At 71.3% G+C, this 19,333-nt stretch carries 17 protein-coding genes; 10 read left to right on the forward strand and 7 right to left on the reverse strand.

Annotation, left to right across the window (positions count from 1 at the left end; all coding sequences use genetic code 11):
- Positions 1-12 precede the first annotated feature (12 nt).
- The gene (locus MQN93_RS04550; RefSeq protein ID WP_242708398.1) at positions 13-1,041 is read right to left on the reverse strand and encodes an ABC transporter permease; all 1,029 of its coding nucleotides are present in this window, start codon (positions 1,039-1,041) and stop codon (positions 13-15) included.
- A 159-nt stretch (positions 1,042-1,200) separates the two neighbouring features.
- Between MQN93_RS04550 and MQN93_RS04555 the strand changes: the two genes are divergently transcribed.
- Entirely contained in the window at positions 1,201-1,926 is a 726-nt protein-coding gene (locus tag MQN93_RS04555; RefSeq protein WP_242708399.1) for an SDR family NAD(P)-dependent oxidoreductase, read from the forward strand.
- Here the strand turns inward: MQN93_RS04555 and MQN93_RS04560 are convergent.
- Positions 1,903-2,664, reverse strand: a complete 762-nt coding sequence (locus tag MQN93_RS04560; RefSeq protein ID WP_242708400.1) for a MerR family transcriptional regulator — start codon at positions 2,662-2,664, stop codon at positions 1,903-1,905. The genes MQN93_RS04555 and MQN93_RS04560 overlap by 24 nt on opposite strands.
- A 254-nt stretch (positions 2,665-2,918) precedes the next feature.
- Between MQN93_RS04560 and MQN93_RS04565 the strand changes: the two genes are divergently transcribed.
- The 3 genes from MQN93_RS04565 to MQN93_RS04575 all read left to right on the forward strand — a co-directional run bounded on the left by MQN93_RS04565 (position 2,919) and on the right by MQN93_RS04575 (position 5,841).
- Positions 2,919-4,385 carry an amino acid permease gene (locus tag MQN93_RS04565; RefSeq protein ID WP_242708401.1) on the forward strand — a complete coding sequence of 489 codons (1,467 nt, stop codon included), beginning with the start codon at positions 2,919-2,921 and terminating at the stop codon, positions 4,383-4,385.
- Positions 4,386-4,450: 65 nt separating this feature from the next.
- A complete protein-coding gene (locus tag MQN93_RS04570; RefSeq protein ID WP_016431384.1) occupies positions 4,451-4,939 on the forward strand; it encodes a macro domain-containing protein in 489 nt (162 codons plus the stop codon).
- A complete protein-coding gene (locus tag MQN93_RS04575; protein ID WP_242708402.1) occupies positions 4,936-5,841 on the forward strand; it encodes a PfkB family carbohydrate kinase in 906 nt (301 codons plus the stop codon). The genes MQN93_RS04570 and MQN93_RS04575 overlap by 4 nt, the downstream gene beginning before the upstream one ends.
- Before the next feature lie 69 nt (positions 5,842-5,910).
- Here MQN93_RS04575 and MQN93_RS04580 read toward each other — a convergent pair whose 3' ends face one another.
- Entirely contained in the window at positions 5,911-7,401 is a 1,491-nt protein-coding gene (locus tag MQN93_RS04580) for a M1 family metallopeptidase (RefSeq protein ID WP_242708403.1), read from the reverse strand.
- A gap of 219 nt (positions 7,402-7,620) precedes the next feature.
- Between MQN93_RS04580 and MQN93_RS04585 the strand changes: the two genes are divergently transcribed.
- The 3 genes from MQN93_RS04585 (at position 7,621) to MQN93_RS04595 (ending at position 12,470) form a co-directional block, all read left to right on the forward strand.
- A complete protein-coding gene (locus MQN93_RS04585) occupies positions 7,621-9,576 on the forward strand; it encodes a Xaa-Pro dipeptidyl-peptidase (protein WP_242708404.1) in 1,956 nt (651 codons plus the stop codon).
- Positions 9,577-9,735: 159 nt separating this feature from the next.
- On the forward strand, positions 9,736-10,758 hold the full coding sequence (locus MQN93_RS04590) for an oxidoreductase (protein WP_242708405.1): 1,023 nt from the start codon (positions 9,736-9,738) through the stop codon (positions 10,756-10,758).
- Between the two features lie 71 nt (positions 10,759-10,829).
- Positions 10,830-12,470 carry an ABC-F family ATP-binding cassette domain-containing protein gene (locus tag MQN93_RS04595; protein WP_242708406.1) on the forward strand — a complete coding sequence of 547 codons (1,641 nt, stop codon included), beginning with the start codon at positions 10,830-10,832 and terminating at the stop codon, positions 12,468-12,470.
- Between the two features lie 57 nt (positions 12,471-12,527).
- Here MQN93_RS04595 and MQN93_RS04600 read toward each other — a convergent pair whose 3' ends face one another.
- The 3 genes from MQN93_RS04600 to MQN93_RS04605 all read right to left on the reverse strand — a co-directional run bounded on the left by MQN93_RS04600 (position 12,528) and on the right by MQN93_RS04605 (position 16,078).
- Positions 12,528-14,915, reverse strand: coding sequence for a Tex family protein (locus MQN93_RS04600; RefSeq protein ID WP_242708407.1), 2,388 nt, complete (start codon positions 14,913-14,915; stop codon positions 12,528-12,530).
- Between the two features lie 100 nt (positions 14,916-15,015).
- Positions 15,016-15,147: an LPFR motif small protein gene (locus tag MQN93_RS43850; RefSeq protein ID WP_016431377.1), complete on the reverse strand. Its 132-nt coding sequence runs from the start codon at positions 15,145-15,147 to the stop codon at positions 15,016-15,018.
- Positions 15,148-15,208: 61 nt separating this feature from the next.
- Positions 15,209-16,078 (reverse strand): SCO6745 family protein, encoded by an 870-nt coding sequence (locus MQN93_RS04605; RefSeq protein ID WP_242708408.1) that lies wholly within the window; start codon positions 16,076-16,078, stop codon positions 15,209-15,211.
- 113 nt (positions 16,079-16,191) lie between these two features.
- Here MQN93_RS04605 and MQN93_RS04610 point away from each other — a divergent pair, with 113 nt between their 5' ends.
- Together MQN93_RS04610 and MQN93_RS04615 are read left to right on the forward strand one after the other, a co-directional pair.
- The gene (locus MQN93_RS04610) at positions 16,192-17,145 is read left to right on the forward strand and encodes a GlxA family transcriptional regulator (RefSeq protein WP_242708409.1); all 954 of its coding nucleotides are present in this window, start codon (positions 16,192-16,194) and stop codon (positions 17,143-17,145) included.
- An 80-nt stretch (positions 17,146-17,225) separates the two neighbouring features.
- A complete protein-coding gene (locus MQN93_RS04615) occupies positions 17,226-17,876 on the forward strand; it encodes a DJ-1/PfpI family protein (RefSeq protein WP_242708410.1) in 651 nt (216 codons plus the stop codon).
- Here MQN93_RS04615 and MQN93_RS04620 read toward each other — a convergent pair.
- On the reverse strand, positions 17,848-18,603 hold the full coding sequence (locus MQN93_RS04620; RefSeq protein WP_242708411.1) for an enoyl-CoA hydratase/isomerase family protein: 756 nt from the start codon (positions 18,601-18,603) through the stop codon (positions 17,848-17,850). The genes MQN93_RS04615 and MQN93_RS04620 overlap by 29 nt on opposite strands.
- Before the next feature lie 214 nt (positions 18,604-18,817).
- Here MQN93_RS04620 and MQN93_RS04625 point away from each other — a divergent pair, with 214 nt between their 5' ends.
- On the forward strand, positions 18,818-19,327 hold the full coding sequence (locus MQN93_RS04625) for an ATP-binding protein (RefSeq protein WP_242708521.1): 510 nt from the start codon (positions 18,818-18,820) through the stop codon (positions 19,325-19,327).
- The last annotated feature ends 6 nt before the right edge of the window (positions 19,328-19,333 follow it).

The raw sequence follows: 19,333 nt of genomic DNA on the forward strand, positions 1-19,333 counted from the left end.
CAGGCTGGGTGTTCACTTGCGTCGGCGCCCGGTGCGCCGCAACGCGCTGTCGGCCGCGACGGCGACGAGGATGACCCCGCCGGTCGCGAACGACGTCCAATTGATGGGTACTTCGAAGAAGACGAGCCCGGAGGCCACGACCGCCAGGATCATCGCCCCGGCCACCGCGCCGACCACCGAGCCCCGTCCGCCGGCCAGCGGAGTGCCGCCGATGATGCAGGCGGCGATGGCCTGCAGTTCGTAGCCCTGGCCCAGGGTCGGGTCACCGGCGCCGTAGAAGGCGAGGGCGAGCGCGGCGGCGCACGCCGTGGTGAGCCCGGACAGGGCCAGGGCCTCGATGCGGGTGCGGACGACCGGGATGCCGCTGAAGGCGGCGGCGTCGGGATTGGACCCGATCGCCCGCACCCGGGCCCCGAAGCGGGTGCGGGCCAGCACCACGGCCAGCACCACGAGCACCGCCAGCAGCACCCACAGCGCGAACGGCACCCCGCCCGGGTCGCCGCCCACGACCGTGAAGAACGAGTCGTCCAGCGGCAGATCGGTGATCTGCTTGCCGTCGGCGAGCGCGAGCCCGACCCCCCGGAACAGCATCAGCGTGCCCAGCGTGACGATGAACGACGGCAGCGCGAGCAGGGTCGTCACCAGCGCGTTGAACACCCCGGCGGCGATCCCCGTCAGCAGCATCACCGGCACCGCCAGCCACGGGCTCAGCCCGTCCCGCACCAGCAGCGCCCCGACGACCAGGCACATCGCGTAGGTGCCGCCCACCGACAGATCCACCTCGCGCATGGCGAGCACGAAGACCATGCCGCACGCCATCAGCGAGATGTAGACGGAGTTGTGGGCCGTGGAGAGCAGATTGGAGGTGTCGAGGAAGTCCGGGTACGCGATGCCGATCCCGGCGATCAGCAGCCCCAGCACCAGCAGTACGCCCAGCTCGTCGCGGACCAGGCGCCCGGGCAGCGGGGCGAGCCTGCGCAGTCCGCCACCCTGATCGCGGGCGCGCTCGGCGTCGTCCACGGCACGCTCGGTCTCGGTCATCGGGCACGGCTCCCGTACGGCTGGTGCTGGCGACGGGCCCGATCCGCCGGCCAGGCCCCGCCCGCAGCGTCGGCCCCCGGGCTGCGTACGGCAACAACGCCGTTTCAGCGAGTGAAATGCACCCTTGCCGAGTGCCTGACGGCTCATCACACTCGGCCCATGGAGACGCGTACCGCCCTGGTGACCGGTGCGGCACAGGGCCTCGGGCAGGAGTTCGTGGTGGCGCTCGCGGGACGTGGGTACCGGGTTGCCGGGCTCGACCTGGTCCCGCAGACCCAGACCGCCGGGCAGGTGCTGGACTATCTGGAGCTGGTCGGCGACGCCACCGACGAGGAGCAGGTGCAGGCCCAACTGGAGCGTGTGATCGACCAGTTCGGCACCCTGCACGTGGTGGTCAACAACGCCGGCGTCTACCCCGCGAAGCCCTTCGAGGAGACGACGGCCGAGGACTGGCGCCGCGTCATGCGGATCAACCTGGAGGCGCCCTTCCTAGTCACCCGGGCGGCGCTGCCGTATCTGAAGGCGGCCGGGTGGGGGCGGATCGTCAACATCGTCTCCGCCGCCGTGTTCACCGCACCACCCGACATGGTCCCCTACGTCGCCTCGAAGTCCGGCCTGATCGGCTTCACCCGCGCGCTGGCCTCGGCCCTCGGCCCCTACGACATCACCGTCAACGCGATCGCGCCGACCATGGTGCGCACCGCCACCGCCGAGCGGACGGTCGGCGCGGACGGCGGCTTCGAGGCGGTCCGCGCCGGGCAAGTCGTGCGGCGCACCCAGGAGCCGTCCGACCTGGTCTCGACCCTGCTCTACGTGGTGGACGAGGGCAGCGGCTTCCTGACCGGGCAGACGCTCAACGTGTCAGGCGGATCGGCCTTCCTGTGAGCCGGTGCGAGTGTCCCCGCGTGACTCCGTGTGGGCGTCGGCGAGCCACTGGTGCACCTCCTCCTTGAGCGAGCGCTGGAACGTCGTCAGCAGCGCCTGCACCACCAGAGGCTGCATGTACGCGGACAGCGACTTCACGTCCTCCTCGTCCCGTTCGAGGACCTCACCGCGGAACAGCTGCGACAGTTCGTGCGCCGCCGCGCGCGAGTGCTCGATGAGCACCTGGCGCGAGGCGAGGATGACCGCCTCGGACAGCGGTACGTCGAGCAGCTGGACGGCGAGCCTGAGCAGCCCCGAGTCGACCCGGAAGGCGTCCCCGTCGGGCCGCACCACGCCCATGGCGGCGAGCCGCTCCACGTCGTCCTCGCCCAGCGGCCGCCCGGCCCGGCGCCCCAGCTCCTCGGCGGTCAGCGTCTCCACCGTGTCCGGGGCCCAGGAGGCCACGACGGCCCGGTGGATCGCCAGGTCGTGATGGCTCAGGTCCGCGGGCAACTGCTCCATGTAGCGCTCGATCGCCGCCAGCGTCATGCCCTGGTGCTGCAGCTCCTCGATGAGCGCCAGCCGGGCCAGGTGCTGCTGCCCGTAGTGGCCCACGCGCCGGGGACCGAGCACCGGGGGCGGGAGCAGCCCCTTGGTGCCGTAGAACCGGACCGTGCGCACCGTCATGCCGGCCCGCGCGGCCAGTTCGTCGATCGTGAGCGTCGGCTCCCCGGTGTCGCGGTCGGTGTCCGTCGTCATGTGCAGCAGTATCGCTGTCTCACCAGAACTGTGAAACCCGGACGGCAGGGTCGCCCGGGACCGGTGGGGCGCAGGTGGGAGTCCTGTGGGGCGCGTGTGAGAAGTGCCGCTGTGTGATCTATGCCATCGCATGCGCCCGGGGGGTCGGGGGAAGGTGGCGCGTTGGTCTGCGTTTCCCCACCGAGTGCGCGGGCCCCGTACGTCCGGAACACCCGAGCGCGACCCGCTCGGGCGCACCAGAGAGTGGTACCCCCGTGAGCAAGGACGCCGTGACCACGGCACAGGTCGCTCCCCACAGCGACGCGGCCCCGACGCCCGCGGACGCGGGCGACGCCGGATACAGCAAGGGCCTCAAGCACCGTCACGTCAACATGATCGCCATCGGCGGCGCGATCGGCACCGGACTCTTCCTGGGCGCCGGCGGCCGGCTGCACAGCGCGGGCCCGGCCCTCGCGATCGCCTATCTCGTCTGCGGGATCTTCGCCTTCTTCGTCGTACGGGCGCTGGGCGAGCTGGTCCTGTACCGCCCGTCCTCCGGCTCCTTCGTGTCGTACGCGCGCGAGTTCCTGGGCGAGAAGGGGGCGTACGTCGCGGGCTGGATGTACTTCCTGAACTGGTCGACCACCGGTATCGCCGACATCACCGCGATCGCGCTCTACACCCACTACTGGAGCATGTTCACCAGCATCCCCCAGTGGGTGCTGGCCCTGATCGCGCTCGCAGTGGTCCTGGCCGTGAACCTGATCTCGGTGAAGATCTTCGGCGAGATGGAGTTCTGGTTCGCGATCGTCAAGGTCGCCACCCTGGTGGGCTTCATGCTGATCGGCATCTGGCTGCTGGCGACGTCGCACGAGGTGGGCGGCGGGACCCCGGGCATGAGCGTGATCTCCGACCACGGCGGGGTCTTCCCGCACGGCGTGATGCCGGTCGTCCTGGTCATGCAGGGCGTGATCTTCGCCTACGCCGCCCTGGAGCTCGTCGGCGTCGCCGCGGGCGAGACCGCGGAGCCGGAGAAGGTCGTCCCGCGCGCGGTGAACTCCATCATGTGGCGGGTCGGCCTCTTCTACGTCGGCTCCGTCGTCCTGCTCGCCCTGCTGCTGCCCGGTTCGGTGTACTCGGCGGACGAGAGCCCGTTCGTCACGGTCCTGTCGAAGATCGGCGTCTCCGGCGCCGGCGACGTGATGAACCTGGTCGTCCTCACGGCCGCCATGTCGTCCCTGAACTCGGGCCTGTACTCCACGGGCCGCATCCTGCGCTCGATGGCGACGGCGGGCTCTGCCCCGAAGTTCACCGCCCGGATGAACCGCAGCCAGGTCCCCTACGGCGGCATCCTGCTCACCTGCGCGGTGTGCGTGCTCGGCGTCGGCCTCAACTACCTCATGCCGAGCCAGGCCTTCGAGATCGTCCTGAACGTCGCCTCGCTCGGCATCGTGTCGACCTGGGTGATCATCATGATCTGCCACCTGGTCTTCGTCCGCCGCGCCAAGGCGGGCCTGCTCGCCCGCCCCTCCTTCCGCCTCCCCGGCAGCCCGGTCACCGAGATCGTCACGATCGCCTTCCTCCTGGCCGTGCTCGGCCTGATGTGGAACGACCCCGAGGTCGGCCGCAAGACCCTCCTGCTCATCCCGGTCGTCGCTGCGATGCTGGTCGCGGGCTGGTTCGGCGTACGCCGCCGGGTCGGCCGTACGGCGGACCAGGAGCTGTCCCAGCTCGGCAAGTAGTCCGCCGAGCAGCCCTCGCCGATATTCAGGGGCCCGTTGTCAGTGGCGGGCCGTACGGTGGCGTCATGTCGGAGATCATCTACATCCGGGGTGACGCCACCGCGCCGTCGGTGAAGGGCGTCAAGGTGATCGCCCATGTCTGCAACGACCTGGGAGGTTGGGGGAAGGGCTTCGTCCTCGCGCTGTCGCGCCGCTGGCCGGAGCCGGAAGCGGCGTACCGCGCCTGGCACCGCGACCGCGCGAAGAACGACTTCGGGCTCGGCGCAGCACAGTTCGTGCAGGTCGAGCCGTATGTGTGGGTGGCCAACATGATCGGCCAGCGCGGCACCAGAACCGGCAGCAAGGGCGTCCCGGTGCGCTACGAGGCGATCGACGCCGCCCTCGGCAGGCTCGCCGACAAGGCCCTGGAGCTGAATGCGTCCGTCCACATGCCCCGGATAGGGTGCGGGCTGGCCGGCGGCAAGTGGTCGCGGGTCGAGCCGCTGATCACGGAGCGACTGGTGAGACGCGGCATCAAGGTCACCGTGTACGACCACGGGGAGGGCGGAAAATGAGCCGCGACATCGACGTTCTCGTCCTGGGCGGCGCAGGTGTGGACACGATCGTCCATGTGCCGCAGCTGCCGCTCCCGTATGCCGACAGCTACATGATCGAGCAGGGGATCCGCACCCGCGCGGGCCAGACCGGCGACTTCGTGGCCCTGGGGCTCGACGCCCTCGGCCTGCGGGTGCACCACCTCGACATGCTCGGCGACGACCATGAGGGCGACCTGGTCCGCGCCCTGCACACCGAGAAGGGCATCGCGTTCACGGCGATTCCGCACCCGGCGGGGACCAAGCGCGCCGTCAATCTCGTCGGCCCCGACGGCAGGCGGCTGTCCCTGTACGACGTGAGCCGGACGCAGGGCGAGGACCGCTTCCCCGAGGACACGGTGCGGACACTCGCGGGAGCGAGCCGCCACGTCCACGTCACGATCACCCAGCCCTGCGCCGACGCCCTGCCCCTGCTGCGCGAGTCGGGCGCGACGCTCTCCACGGACCTGCACGACTGGGACGGCGAGAACCCCTACCACGCACCCTTCGCCCACGCCGCGGACGTCGTCTTCCTCTCCGCCACCGCCCTCGGCGACCCGGAACGCACCATGCGCCGCATCGCCGACCGAGGCCGCGCCGAGGTGGTCGTCGCCACGGCAGGTGCGAAGGGCGCCTACCTCCTCGCCGACGACGAACTCACCCACATACCCCCGGCCACACCCCCCGGCCCGGTCCTCGACTCCAACGGCGCGGGCGACGCCTTCGCGGCGGCCTTCCTCCACGGCTGGCTCAACCGCGAAACCCCCCGCCGCAGCGCCCTCTACGGCACCCTCGCAGGCGCCCACGCCTGCACAGTCCCATCAACGGAGACGGCCCCACTAACCCGCGAGGCCCTCCTGACAAAGCTAGTGGCAACCCCCTAAGGGGCGCGGGGAACTGCGCGACCAACCACATCGGCCCCGCAGCCCCCAAACAACCGAACCCGGCACTACCTAGTGGGCGCCGTGAGCAGCCACAATCTTCTTCCACGACCGAGGCTGCACACCCGCCGACTTGGCAAAAGCCTCACCCGCGGACTTTGCAAGAGCCCCACTGGCCGGCTTGACCGGCTGGAACAACCACACGTCGAACAGCGCCCCGAGCGACTTCCCGGACACCTTCTCCGCATACGCCTGGAAATCCGCGATGGACGCGTTCCCGTACGCATGCTCCTGCGGCCACCCCTTGAGAATGGCGAAGAACGCATCGTCGCCGACCGCGTTGCGCAGCGCCTGGATGGCCAGCGCCCCCCGGTCGTAGACGGCGTCGTCGAACTGGTGGTCCGGCCCGGGGTCACCGGGCTTCACGGTCCAGAACGGGTCGTCGGCCGGATGCGAGGCGTACACGTAGTCGGCCAGTTCCTGTGTCGTGCCCTCGCCCTCGTGCTCGGACCACAACCACTGCGCGTACGAGGCGAAGCCCTCGTTGAGCCAGATGTTCTTCCAGCCCTTGAGCGACACACTGTCGCCGTACCACTGGTGCGCCAGCTCGTGGACGACGAGAGAGGAGTTGGCGCCGTTCGCGAACTGCTTCGGGCTGTAGTAGACCCGGGTCTGCGTCTCCAGGGCGTACCCGGTGGTCGTGTTCGGGACATAGCCCCCGGCCGAGTTGAACGGATACGGCCCGAAGTAGCCGCTCAGCCAGTCCACCAGCTCCCCGGTGCGCTCGATGCTCGCCCGCGCGGCCCCGTCGTTGTCGCCGAGGTCCTTGCTGTAGGCGTTGACGACGGGCACGCCGCCCTCGGAGGTGCTGGTCGTGATGTCGAACTTCCCCACCGCCAGCGTGGTGAGGTACGTCGCCTGCGGCTTGTTCTGACGCCAGTTGTAGCGGGTCGAGCCGAGCTGTGAACGCGTCGACTGCAGCGTGCCGTTGGAGATGGCCTGGGTGCCGTTCGGCACGGCCACCGAGACGTCGTAGGTGGCCTTGTCGAGCGGGTGGTCGTTGCTCGGATACCACCACCAGGCCGCCTCGGGCTCGTCGGCCGCGACCGCCCCGTCGGGAGTGCGGTGCCAGGTGCTGAAGCCGTAGGCGCTCTTCGTCGAGGGCACGCCGCTGTAGCGCACGACCACGGTGATCGAAGTGCCCTTGTCGAGCGGCTTCTTCGGCGTGACGACCAGTTCGTGCTGGCCCGAGGTGGTGAAGGACGCCTTGGCGCCGTTGACCCGCACCTCGCTGACGTCCAGCAGGAAGTCCAGGTCGAAACTGGACAGATCCTGCGTCATCTTCGCCAGGATCGTCGCCGTACCGGACAACTCGTCCGTCGCGGGCTGGTACTTCAGGCGCAGGTCGTAGTGGGAGACGTCGTATCCGCCGTTGCCGTAGGCCGGGTAGTAGGGGTCGCCGATGCCCGGAGCGCCGGGGGAGTGGCTTGCGGCGGACGCCGGGATCGCCAGCATCAGGGAGGCCGCAGCGAGTGCGCCCGGCGCGATGATTCTGCGGTGCACGAAAGCTCCAAGTCGTAGGGGCACGAAGTCTGTTCGCAGCCTATTGAGTCCCTGTGGCCCCGGGCATGTCCATGGCACCGCCTGTCACACGATCGCCATTCGGCCGACATGGGCCCCTCCACGACAGGAACCGATCCGGCCGCAGAAGCCCCTGCCGACCGCCCATGACGTCCTACGGCCCTCTTCTGCACGGCAGTTGACCGATGTACCGTCCCGCGCATGCCGATACGCATGCGCTTCACGACCTGGAGACCGCTCGCGACGGCGGCCATCGCCGTCCTCATGGCAGCCCTCCTCACCCCGGCGGCGGCCCACGCGGCCGGCTCGACGCCGAGGGAGAGCCGACCCGTCTACTCGTACGCGAACGCCATCCGCGAGGCCGTATGGGTGGACACCGGACTCGACGGCGACCGCGACGGACGGCACGACCGCGTCGCCGTCGACATCGTGCGCCCGCGCGAACCCGCGCAGCAGGGGCGCAAGATCCCTGTCATCATGGACGCCAGCCCGTACTACTCCTGCTGCGGCCGCGGCAACGAGAGCCAGCTCAAGACGTACGACGCGCAGGGCCACGTCGTCCAGATGCCGCTCTTCTACGACAACTACTTCGTGCCCCGCGGCTACGCCTTCGTCGGCGTCGACCTCGCCGGCACCAACCGCTCCGACGGCTGCGTGGACGTCGGCGGCCGCTCCGACATCCAGTCCGCCAAGGCCGTCGTCGACTGGCTCAACGGCCGGGCCAAGGCGTACACGACCCGCACCGGCGCCACGACCGCCAGGGCGAGCTGGACCAACGGCAGAACCGGCATGATCGGCAAGAGCTGGGACGGCACGATCGCCAACGGCGTCGCCGCGACCGGCGTCAAGGGCCTGAAGACCGTCGTCCCGATCAGCGCCATCTCCTCCTGGTACGACTACTACTTCGCCCAGGGCGCCCCGCTCTACGACTCGGGCCCCGACTGGCTCTCGGACTACGTCGACAGCCCCGACGCCCGGGCCAGGTGCGCCGCGGTGCAGCAGCGGATCGTCGACGGCGCCCCGCGCACCGGCGACTGGACCCCGTTCTGGACCGAGCGCGACTACGTCAAGGACGCGAGCAGGGTACGGGCGAGCGTCTTCCTCACCCACGGCATGCAGGACCTCAACGTCCGCACCAAGCACTTCGGCCAGTGGTGGGACGCCCTTGCCAAGAACGGCGTCGAGCGCAAGATCTGGCTCTCCCAGACCGGCCACGTCGACCCCTTCGACTTCCGCCGCGGCGCCTGGGTCGACACCCTGCACCGCTGGTTCGACCATGAACTCCTCGGCTACGACAACGGAATCGACCGCGAGCCGATGGCCGACATCGAGCGCCACCCCGACCAGTGGATCACCTCCACGGTCTGGCCCCCGCGCGGCACCACGGCCACGACCCTGCGCCCCGACCGGGGCACCCAGGCGGGCGTCGGCACCCTCGGCCTCACCAAGGGCCACGGCAGCGAGACCTTCACCGACAACCCGCAGCTGAGCGAGACCGACTGGGCCGCCCGGATCGCCACGTCCACCCCCGAGAAGGCCGGCTTCCTCACCGGCCCCCTCACCCACGACCTGCGCCTGTCCGGCTCCTCCAAGGTGACGGTCACCGCAACCCCGACGACGAGGACGGCCCACCTCTCCGCGGTCCTCGTCGACATCGGCCCGGACACCATCCGGGACTACGCGGACGGCGGCGAGGGCATCACGACCGGCACCGACCGCAGCTGCTGGGGCGCGAGCACGACGGGCGACAGCGCCTGCTTCAAGAACACGGCGGCGAAGAAGACGACCGTCGACTACACGGTCTTCAGCCGCGGTTGGGCCGACCTGGGGAACCACGCCTCCCTGCACAAGGGCGTCCCCCTCACCCCCGGCAAGGCCTACACCATCACCCTGAACCTGGCCGCCACCGACCACGTCGTCCCCGCCGGCCACCGCCTCGCCCTGATCATCGCGGGCACCGACAAGGACCTCATCGACCCCCCGACCGACCAACCGACCCTCACCGTGACCCTGACCCACACCCGGGCCCAGGTCCCGATCGTGGGCGGCACCCAGGCCTTCACCCACGCCACCACCAACACCGGCACCGCCCCCAAGGCGACACCTTTGAAGGGCGTACGTGCCCCGAACACGACCCACCGCATCCCAACCCCCTGACCTGCAGCGTCTTCAGGGGCGCGGGGAACTGCGCGACCAGCCCCAACGCACCCGCACCCGCCGAACAACCCGTCCCCGCACCCCCGATGGAGCGCGGGGACGGTAACGGAATGTGTCAACACATGCTCGGAGAGCCATCGCACCGGGAATACTCACAGCATGTCTGCCGAGTACGCGACCTTCGGCCTGGCACCGGCGATGCGTGCCGGTGGAGTCCTCGCCAACGGTGACTACCAGATCCACCGGGACTTCGTGGACTTCGTCGTCGACGGACGGCCGCTGCTGTTCCAGCTCTCCGACCTCGACGCCGTCTCCCCGCTCGCCTCCGACGTCCCACCCGCGATCTTCACCGAACAGGTCCGCAGCCTGCTGCTGGAGGCGGACGCGCCGCTCCCGGACGGGCGTTACGTCATCTACGGCTGCCCCGACTGCGCGGACCTGGCCTGCGGCGCGGTCACCGCGGTCATCGAGCGGGACGGCGAGGACTTCATCTGGCGGGACTTCGCCTGGCAGACCGACGAACACGCCGACCTGGAGCTCAACGGCTACCACGGCATAGGGCCGTTCCGCTTCCGGGGCGCCGCATACCGCGAGGCGCTGGACGCCCTCCTCGACGGCGCCACCACGGGCCCGCGCCGCCGGGTCCTGCTGATCGGCGCCCGCGTCGCCCTGCTCGCCAAGCTGGCCGCGGCCCTGCGCACCATCGGCATCGGCGCCGACATCGCCCACGACGCGCACGGCGTCCCCGCCGACGAACTGCGCGGCTACGGCGCCGTCGCCTTCGGCCGCGCGATCACCCAGGAGCAGCGAGCCGCCGTACGCCGCAGCTTCGAGCAGGCCGGCGTCGAGGTCGCGTACGTCGAGGGCCTCGCCCCGATCGTCCCCCTGCTCGTCGCGCAGATCGAACACGCCCTGGACCGCAGCCCGGTGCAGCTGCGCCGGCTGACCCGGCTGGTGGCGGCCGACGGCGAGGCCGGCATCGAGGTCACCTCGCCCTGCCGGGTCCGCCTGACCGCGTACCGCCTGGACCGCCTCTACCGCACCCACACCCACGAGGTCTTCGACGGCGTCCTCGAAACGGGCCGCCATCGCATCGCCCTGGACACCAAGGCCGTCAGGGGCGAGTCCTTCGTGGTGGCCCGGACGGCGGGGAGCGTACTGGTGGAGGCGATGGCGCGCTGACGAGAGAGGCCCTCGCTGCCGGGAAACGCCGCGGCGGGTGGCCCCCGACGGCCGTTAGGATCGGCGGCCTGATGACTGCCACACTCGTCGCCAAGAACCTCGCCGCCGGGCACGGCGACCGCTCCGTGTTCGCCGGGCTCGACCTCGTCGTCGCACCCGGCGACGTGATCGGGCTGGTCGGTGCCAACGGCGCGGGCAAGTCCACCCTGCTGCGGATGCTCGCGGGCCTGCTCGCACCGGAGGAGGGCGAGCTCAGGCTCTCCCCGCCGACGGCGACCGTCGGACACCTCCCGCAGGAGCCGGAGCGCCGCCCCGGCGAGACCGTCCGCGCCTTCCTGGCCCGCCGCACGGGCGTCGCCGAGGCGCAGCGCGTGATGGACGAGGCGACCCAGGCCCTCGTCGACGGCGCACCCGGCGCCGACGACGCCTACGCGGCGAGCCTGGAGCGCTGGCTCGACCTCGGCGGCGCCGACCTGGAGGAGCGGGCCGAGGAGGTCGCCGACTCCCTCGGCCTCGCGATCGACCTGGACCAGCCGATGACGTCCCTGTCCGGCGGCCAGGCGGCCCGCGCGGGCCTCGCCTCCCTCCTGCTGTCGCGCTACGACGTCTTCCTCCTCGACGAGCCGACCAACGACCTCGACCTGGACGGCCTGGAACGCCTCGAACGCTTCGTCTCGGGACTGCGCACCGGCACCGTCGTCGTCAGCCACGACCGCGAGTTCCTCACCCGCACGGTCACCAAGGTCCTCGAACTCGACCTCGCCCAGGGACAGATCAACCTCTACGGCGGCGGCTACGAGGCCTACCTGGAGGAGCGGGAGGTCGCCCGCCGGCACGCCCGGGACGACTTCGAGGAGTACGCGGACAAGAAGGCGGCCTTGCAGGAGCGGGCGCAGACGCAGCGCTCCTGGATGGACAAGGGCGTCAAGAACGCCCGGCGCAAGGCGGGCAACGACAACGACAAGATCGGCCGCAAGTTCCGCAGCGAGGCCAGCGAGAAGCAGGCCGCGAAGGCCCGCCAGACCCAGCGCATGATCGAGCGCCTGGAGGTCGTCGAGGAGCCCCGCAAGGAGTGGGAGCTGCGCATGGAGATCGCCTCGGCCCCGCGCTCGGGCGCAGTGGTGGCCACCCTGCGGGACGCGGAGATCCGGCGCGGCGACTTCACCTTCGGGCCGGTCTCCCTCCAGATCGACTGGGCGGACCGGGTGGCGGTGACCGGGGCCAACGGCGCCGGCAAGTCGACCCTGCTCGGCGCCCTGCTGGGCCGCGTTCCGCTCGACGCCGGCGCCGCCTCTCTCGGCTCCGGAGTCCTGGTCGGCGAGGTCGACCAGGCCCGCAAGCTGTTCCACGGCCCGGAGGCCCTGCTCGACGCGTTCTGCGCGGCCGTACCGGACACCGAACCGGTCGACGTACGCACCCTGCTGGCCAAGTTCGGCCTGAAGAGCGACCACGTCCTGCGCCCGGCGGCGACCCTGTCCCCGGGCGAGCGCACGCGCGCGGCGCTGGCCCTGCTGCAGGGCCGAGGCGTCAATCTGCTGGTGCTGGACGAGCCGACGAACCACCTCGACCTGCCGGCCATCGAACAGCTGGAGTCCGCCCTCGACGCCTACACGGGCACCCTGCTGCTGGTCACCCACGACCGCCGCATGCTCGACGCGATCCGGGTGAACCGCCGCCTTGAGGTGGCGGACGGGAAGGTGACGGAGCGCTGAAGGCGCTTCGGGGGAGGCGCTCCTGGGGAGGGGCGGCAGCCGCCCCTCCCCGTCAGCTCACCGCTTGCCGTTCTTCGGGTCCACCAGTCCCGCCCGGCGCAGTGCGTCGGCCATCGCGCTGTTCGCCGGCGGCGCCTGACGTGCGCCCCCGCCCTGGCGCGCACCTCCGCCCTGGCGCTGGCGCTGCTGGGGCGGACGGCCGCCGCGCTGCCGGCGTTCACCGCCACCGTTGCCGCCCTGGCGGCCCTGCGGGGCCGCCTCGTCGTCCAGGCGCAGGGTCAGCGAGATGCGCTTGCGCGGGATGTCGACGTCGAGGACCTTCACCTTGACGATGTCGCCCGGCTTGACGACGTCCCGCGGGTCCTTGACGAACGTCTTCGACATCGCGGAGACATGCACCAGACCGTCCTGGTGGACACCGACGTCGACGAAGGCACCGAAGGCCGCCACGTTCGTGACCACGCCCTCCAACACCATTCCGGACGACAGGTCGGCGATCTTCTCCACGCCCTCCTTGAACGTGGCCGTCTTGAACGCCGGACGCGGGTCCCGCCCCGGCTTCTCCAGCTCCTTGAGGATGTCGGTCACCGTCGGCAGACCGAACGTCTCGTCCACGAACTCGTCCGGCCTGAGCGAGCGCAGCACGGCCGTGTTGCCGATGAGGGACGCCACTTCCTGCCCGGACGTCTGCACCATGCGGCGGACGACCGGGTAGGCCTCCGGGTGCACGCTGGAGGCGTCCAGCGGGTCGTCGCCGCCGCGGATGCGCAGGAAGCCCGCGCACTGCTCGTACGCCTTCGGGCCGAGCCGTGCCACGCCCTTGAGCTGTGTACGGGACTTGAAGGGGCCGTTGGCGTCGCGGTGCGCCACGATGTTCTCCGCGAGGCCCGAGGTGATGCCGGAGACGCGGGCCAGCAGCGGGGCCGACGCCGTGTTGACGTCCACCCCCACGCCGTTCACACAGTCCTCCACCACCGCGTCCAGCGAGCGCGAGAGCTTCACCTCGGACAGGTCGTGCTGGTACTGGCCGACGCCGATCGACTTGGGGTCGATCTTGACCAGCTCGGCGAGCGGGTCCTGCAGCCGGCGCGCGATGGAGACGGCGCCGCGCAGCGACACGTCCATGTCGGGCAGCTCCTGCGAGGCGAACGCGGAGGCGGAGTACACGGACGCGCCCGCCTCGGACACCATCACCTTGGTGAGCTGCAACTCCGGGTGCTTGGCGATGAGTTCACCGGCGAGCTTGTCGGTCTCGCGGGACGCCGTGCCGTTGCCGATCGCGATCAGCTCGACCGCGTGCTCCTTCGCGAGCCGGGCCAGCTTGGCGATCGCCTCGTCCCACTTGTTGGCCGGGACGTGCGGATGGATGACGTCGGTGGCCACCACCTTGCCGGTGGCGTCGATGACGGCGACCTTCACGCCCGTACGGAAACCGGGGTCCAGGCCCAGCGTCGCGCGCGTGCCGGCCGGGGCGGCGAGCAGCAGGTCGCGCAGGTTGGCCGCGAACACCTGGACGGCCTCGTCCTCCGCGGCCGTACGCAGCCTCAGGCGCAGGTCGATGCCGAGGTGCACCAGGATGCGGGTGCGCCAGGCCCAACGGACCGTGTCCTGCAGCCACTTGTCGGCGGGACGCCCTTGGTTGGAGATGCCGAACTTCGAAGCGACGATGCTCTCGTACGAGGACGGGCCCTCGGTGGGCTCCTCGGCCTCCAGGCTGAGGTCGAGGACGTCCTCCTTCTCGCCGCGCAGCATCGCCAGGATGCGGTGCGAGGGCAGCTCGGTGAACGGCTCCGCGAAGTCGAAGTAGTCGGCGAACTTGGCGCCCGCCTCCTCCTTGCCCTCCTTGACCTTGGCGGCGAGGCGCCCGCGCACCCACATGCGCTCGCGCAGCTCACCGATCAGGTCGGCGTCCTCCGAGAACCGCTCGGTCAGGATCGCGCGGGCGCCGTCCAGCGCGGCCTGCGGGTCGGCAACGCCCTTGTCGGCGTCGACGAACGCGGCGGCGGCCGCGAGCGGTTCGACACCCGGGTCACCGAGCAGCCCGTCGGCCAGCGGTTCGAGACCGGCCTCGCGGGCGATCTGCGCCTTGGTGCGCCGCTTGGGCTTGAACGGCAGATAGATGTCCTCGAGCCGGGCCTTGGTCTCGGCGGCGCGGATCTGCGCCTCCAGCTCGTCGGTGAGCTTGCCCTGCTCGCGCACCGAGTCGAGGATCGCGGCGCGCCGCTCCTCCAGCTCCCGCAGATAGCGCAGCCGCTCCTCGAGCGTGCGCAGCTGCGCATCGTCGAGCATCTCGGTGGCTTCCTTGCGGTAACGGGCGATGAAGGGCACCGTCGAACCGCCGTCGAGCAGCTCCACGGCAGCCTTGACCTGCCGCTCCCGTACGCCGAGTTCCTCGGCGATCCTGCCTTCGATGGTCCCGACTGCGCTGGACCCGGGTGTCGTCACGATCCCGTACCGCCTTCTCACTGAGGTTGCGCCGCAATTGTGGCAGGTGGCAGTGACAGTCGGGGATCAGGGCGGCACCCGGCGGGCCGGGGCGCCGGAATCAGGCGCCGCGGCCGCGCGCGGTGGACGAGGCCCCGCCGAAGAGACGGGCGAGAGCCCTGAAGGGCAGCGTCACGACGGTGGCGATGGCGCCACCGATCTGGCGCAGGACGTCGGCTATGGCTCGGAACACGGATTTCCCCTTTCCTCCTCCGGCCACGGCGGCCGGCAGAGGTTCGGGTACCCGGGTCCGATCAATCCTTGCCTATCAGATCCGCGGGGAAGGCCCCGGCGCCGACCGCGGCCCCCGCGAAGGCCTTGCCCAGCTCGGTGAGCCGCGCGACGCCCTGCGCGCCCAGATGCTCGTAGGGTGCCCGGTCGAGCCGGTCCGTGTCCGCCTCGATCTGCGCCCGCAGCGCGACACCCTGCTCGGTCAACTCGCCGTCGCCGTCCAGCAGTCCGCGCCCGCGCAGCCGCTCGCAGGCCGCGTCCCACTCCTCCTGGCTCCATCCGCGCGTGGCGAACACCCACTTCGGTGTCATGCCCTTGCCGGTCGCGGTGTGGGTCACCACGGCCTCCAGACCGTCGAGACCGGCGGCCGTCAGCAGGGCCACGTGTCCGTCGCCCCGGTGCTCGCGCAGCAGCGTGGCGGCGTGGAAGAGCGCCATGTGCGGCTGTTCGGGGACGGGCAGGTCGGCGTGCGCGGAGTACAGCGGCCGGGCCGGGCGCGTACAGGCCTCCGTCGCCCGCAGCGCCAGCTGTGCGGCCTCGGCCATCTCCCGGGACGCCAGGATCTCCTCGCCCAGCAGCCGGCGCAGGGTCGCGTCGACGGCACGCGCGCGTGCGTCCAGGATCTCCCCCGGAGCGGCGCTCTCCCAGACCCCGGGCACGTGCCGGGCCACGAGCTCGTACTTGTAGTTGTAGAAGACGGCCGCCACCGTGCCCGGTCCGACCGGCCCCAGGGCGGCCCCGCGGACGGCGAAGTTGCGCGCCTTGGGGTGCGTGATGCCGAGGGCGCTGAGCTCCTCGCCCAGGTCGGGCGAGAAGTAGTGCGCCGCGTGAAGGGAGTTGAGCATGTTGTGGCAGCGGCGGCCGGCGCGGGACTCGAGGACGGCAGTAGTCATGCAGCGCACGTTACCGACTGGTTGGTATGGATGCCAGGGCGGGGCACGGTATGGCAGGAAAGGTGGGGTGCTCGTCATTGCGGCCATCGGGCGGGCCGCCAAGAATCGAAGACATGCGAACCGTCCTGGTCGTCCTCTTCGACGACGTGCAGAGCCTCGACGTCTCCGGCCCGGTCGAGGTGTTCAACGGCGCCGAGCTGCACCGCCCGGGCACGTACCGCATCCGCACGGTCAGCCGGGACGGCCGGCCCGTGCGCACCTCCAGCGGCCTCACCCTGGTCCCGGACCACTCCTTCGCCGACGCACCGCCCGCGCACACCCTGCTGATCCCGGGTGGCGCCGGCACCCGGCGACCCGACCCGCGCCTGGTGGCCTGGCTGCGGGAGAACGGCCCGCGGGCGGCGCGTCTGGTCTCGGTGTGCACCGGCGCGCTGCTGCTCGCCGAGGCAGGCCTGCTGGAGGGCCGCCGGGTGACCAGCCACTGGTCGGTCTGCGACAAGCTGGCCCGCGAGCACCCGTCCGTGGAGGTCGACCCCGACCCCATCTTCATCCGCGACGGAGACCTCGCCACCTCGGCCGGCGTCACCTCCGGCATCGATCTCGCGCTCGCACTCGTGGAGGAGGACGCGGGCCGCGAAACCGCCCTCTCCATCGCTCGCCACCTGGTGGTCTTCCTGCGCCGCCCCGGAAACCAGGCCCAGTTCAGCGCACAGCTCGCCGCGCAGACGGCACAGCGGGAGCCCTTGCGTGAAGTGCAACAGTGGATCACCGAGCACCCGGGCGAGGACCTGTCGGTGGAGTCGCTGGCCGCCCGTGCGCGGCTCTCGCCCCGCCACTTCGCCCGGGCCTTCCAGGGCGAGACCGGCATGACACCCGGCCGCTACGTCGACCGCGTCCGCCTCGAACACGCCCGCCGGCTGCTGGAAGAGTCCGCGGACGGGATCGAGGAGATCTCCCGCAGCTGCGGCTACGGCACCCCGGAGGCGATGCGCCGCGCCTTCGTACGGACCCTCGGCGCGGCGCCCGCCGAATACCGGCGCCGCTTCCGCCCGGCGCCCGCCCCCTGACCACCCGCCGAACCAGCCGATCCCGGCGCATCAGCCGAACCAGTCGATCAAGCCGAACAAGCCGAACCAAAGGGGGAACCATGCAGTTCGCGATCGTCCTCTACGACCGCTTCACCGCCCTCGACGCCGTGGGACCGTACGAGACCCTCAGCCGTCTGCCGGACTCCGAGGTCGTCTTCGTCGCCGAGCGGACCGGTCCCGTGCGCACCGAGGGCGGCAACCTCGCGCTGGTCGCCGACCGGACCCTGGCCGAGGTGCCGCACCCCGATGTCGTCGTCGTCCCGGGCGGCCCGGGTCAGACCCCGCAGATGGACAACGGGGCGCTGCTCGACTGGATCCGCACCGCCGACGCCACCAGCACCTGGACGACGTCGGTGTGCACCGGCTCCCTGCTGCTCGCCGCGGCGGGCCTGCTCGAAGGCCGCCGCGCGACCTCGCACTGGCTGGCCCTGGACGAACTGAAGCGGTTCGGCGTCGAGCCCACGGGGGAGCGGGTGGTGATCGACGGCAAGTACGTCACCGCCGCCGGGGTCTCCTCCGGCATCGACATGGGCCTCACGCTGCTCGGACGGATGTCCGGGGACGTCGTCGCCCAGGCCGTGCAGCTGGGTATCGAGTACGACCCGCAGCCGCCCTACGACGCCGGGTCCCCGCACAAGGCGCCCGCGGACGTCGTCGAGCTGATCCGCTCGATGAGCCGGTTCATCCTGGGGAAGGAACCGACCACGTGAAGCGCGGCTGACGGCGCTCCAGGAACGCGGCGACCCCCTCCGCGGTGTCGCCGCTGCCGCGCGCCTGCTCGCCCCAGTGGGCGTCCCGGTCGGCGCGGCCGTTCGCGAACTCCTTCGCCGCGGCCTGGGTGAGCTGTGAGCGGGACACCAGGATCCGGGTGAACTCCGCGACCCGCTTGGCGAGTTGGTCCTCCGGCAGCACCTCGTCCACCAGGCCGGTGCGCAGCGCCCGCGCCGAGTCGATCAGCTCTCCGGAGAACAGCAGGTACTTCGCGGCCGCCGGGCCCACCAGCGACACCAGCCGTCGGGTGGAGGACGCCGGATAGACGATCCCGAGCTTCGCGGGCGTCACCCCGAACAGCGCGCCCTCCTCGGCGAACCGCAGATCGCAGGCCGCCGCGAGCTGCGAGCCGCCGCCCACGCAGTGCCCGCGCACCGCGGCCAGCGTCGGCTTCGGAAAGGCGGCCAGGGCCTCCTCGGCGCGCACCGCGAGCTGCTGCGCCTCCTCGGGCGCCTCCCGCAGCGTGGAGATGTCGGCCCCGGCGCAGAACGTGCCGCCCTCGCCGGTCAGCACCAGCGCCCGTACGTCCGGATCGGCCGCGAGGCGATCGAGCAGCGGCGGCAGCGCGGCCCACATCGCGGCCGTCACGGCGTTGCGCTTGGCCGGGTGGTGGATGACGACGGTGGCGACCGAGTCGGCGACACCGTGCAGCAGCTGGGGCTCCATGAGCCGGATGCTAGCGGTCTCGCACTACAACCCGAAAAGTTCGCGAAGTCGGTTCCGGAGGGGACAGGAGCGGTCCCGCAACTGGCTGTGTCGTGCGCCAACGGTCATAAACGCTCGATATCCGCTGACTTGTGTTCAGTCATCCGGAGCGGGGCGGGTCGGAACCAACACTCGACTTGTGGTGACAATCGAGCGCGAGGGTGGCGACCGGACGATGGACGACCACGGGCGTGGGCCCGGCCCACGCCCAGAGGGCGGCGCCGAGGGGCCCCGAGATCCGGGGCCGACGGATCCGCTGCCGTACGAAGGCGTCTGGCGGTTCACCGCACCCGCCGTCGACGCCTCCGTCCCGCAGGCGCGGCACGCCGTGCGCGACCTGCTGCACCGCCAGGGGGTGCCCGTCTCCGACGACCTCGTCCACGGCCTGCTGCTGATCGTCTCCGAGCTGGCCACCAACGCCGTCAAACACGCGGCCGTGCTGTCGCCGATGCTCGCGGTGGAGGTCGCCGTGGGCGCGGAGTGGGTGCGGGTGTCCGTGGAGGACGACCACCCCTACCGCCCGACCGCCCTGGAGGCCGACCACGGCCAGACCGGCGGCCGGGGGCTGCTCCTGGTCAGCGAGGTCGCCCGGGAGGCGGGGGGTGTGTGCGACGTCGAACACACCTCGAGCGGCGGCAAGGTGATCTGGGCCGCCCTGCCGCTCAAACCCGTGCGGGCGCTCTGAGCCCCG

This window comes from Streptomyces spinosisporus (genome assembly GCF_022698145.1).
Lineage (GTDB): Bacteria > Actinomycetota > Actinomycetes > Streptomycetales > Streptomycetaceae > Streptomyces > Streptomyces spinosisporus.

What these genes read in the sequence shown, in the direction of transcription:
- MQN93_RS04555 (WP_242708399.1), top strand. Translation starts at nt 1,201, where the DNA reads ATGGAGACGCGTACCGCCCTGGTGACCGGTGCGGCACAGGGCCTCGGG.
- MQN93_RS04610 (WP_242708409.1), top strand. Translation starts at nt 16,192, where the DNA reads ATGCGAACCGTCCTGGTCGTCCTCTTCGACGACGTGCAGAGCCTCGAC.
- MQN93_RS04620 (WP_242708411.1), bottom strand. Translation starts at nt 18,603, where the DNA reads ATGGAGCCCCAGCTGCTGCACGGTGTCGCCGACTCGGTCGCCACCGTC.
- MQN93_RS04550 (WP_242708398.1), bottom strand. Translation starts at nt 1,041, where the DNA reads ATGACCGAGACCGAGCGTGCCGTGGACGACGCCGAGCGCGCCCGCGAT.
- MQN93_RS04595 (WP_242708406.1), top strand. Translation starts at nt 10,830, where the DNA reads ATGACTGCCACACTCGTCGCCAAGAACCTCGCCGCCGGGCACGGCGAC.
- MQN93_RS04605 (WP_242708408.1), bottom strand. Translation starts at nt 16,078, where the DNA reads ATGACTACTGCCGTCCTCGAGTCCCGCGCCGGCCGCCGCTGCCACAAC.
- MQN93_RS04585 (WP_242708404.1), top strand. Translation starts at nt 7,621, where the DNA reads ATGCCGATACGCATGCGCTTCACGACCTGGAGACCGCTCGCGACGGCG.
- MQN93_RS04570 (WP_016431384.1), top strand. Translation starts at nt 4,451, where the DNA reads ATGTCGGAGATCATCTACATCCGGGGTGACGCCACCGCGCCGTCGGTG.
- MQN93_RS04615 (WP_242708410.1), top strand. Translation starts at nt 17,226, where the DNA reads ATGCAGTTCGCGATCGTCCTCTACGACCGCTTCACCGCCCTCGACGCC.
- MQN93_RS04625 (WP_242708521.1), top strand. Translation starts at nt 18,818, where the DNA reads ATGGACGACCACGGGCGTGGGCCCGGCCCACGCCCAGAGGGCGGCGCC.
- MQN93_RS04560 (WP_242708400.1), bottom strand. Translation starts at nt 2,664, where the DNA reads ATGACGACGGACACCGACCGCGACACCGGGGAGCCGACGCTCACGATC.
- MQN93_RS04575 (WP_242708402.1), top strand. Translation starts at nt 4,936, where the DNA reads ATGAGCCGCGACATCGACGTTCTCGTCCTGGGCGGCGCAGGTGTGGAC.
- MQN93_RS04590 (WP_242708405.1), top strand. Translation starts at nt 9,736, where the DNA reads ATGTCTGCCGAGTACGCGACCTTCGGCCTGGCACCGGCGATGCGTGCC.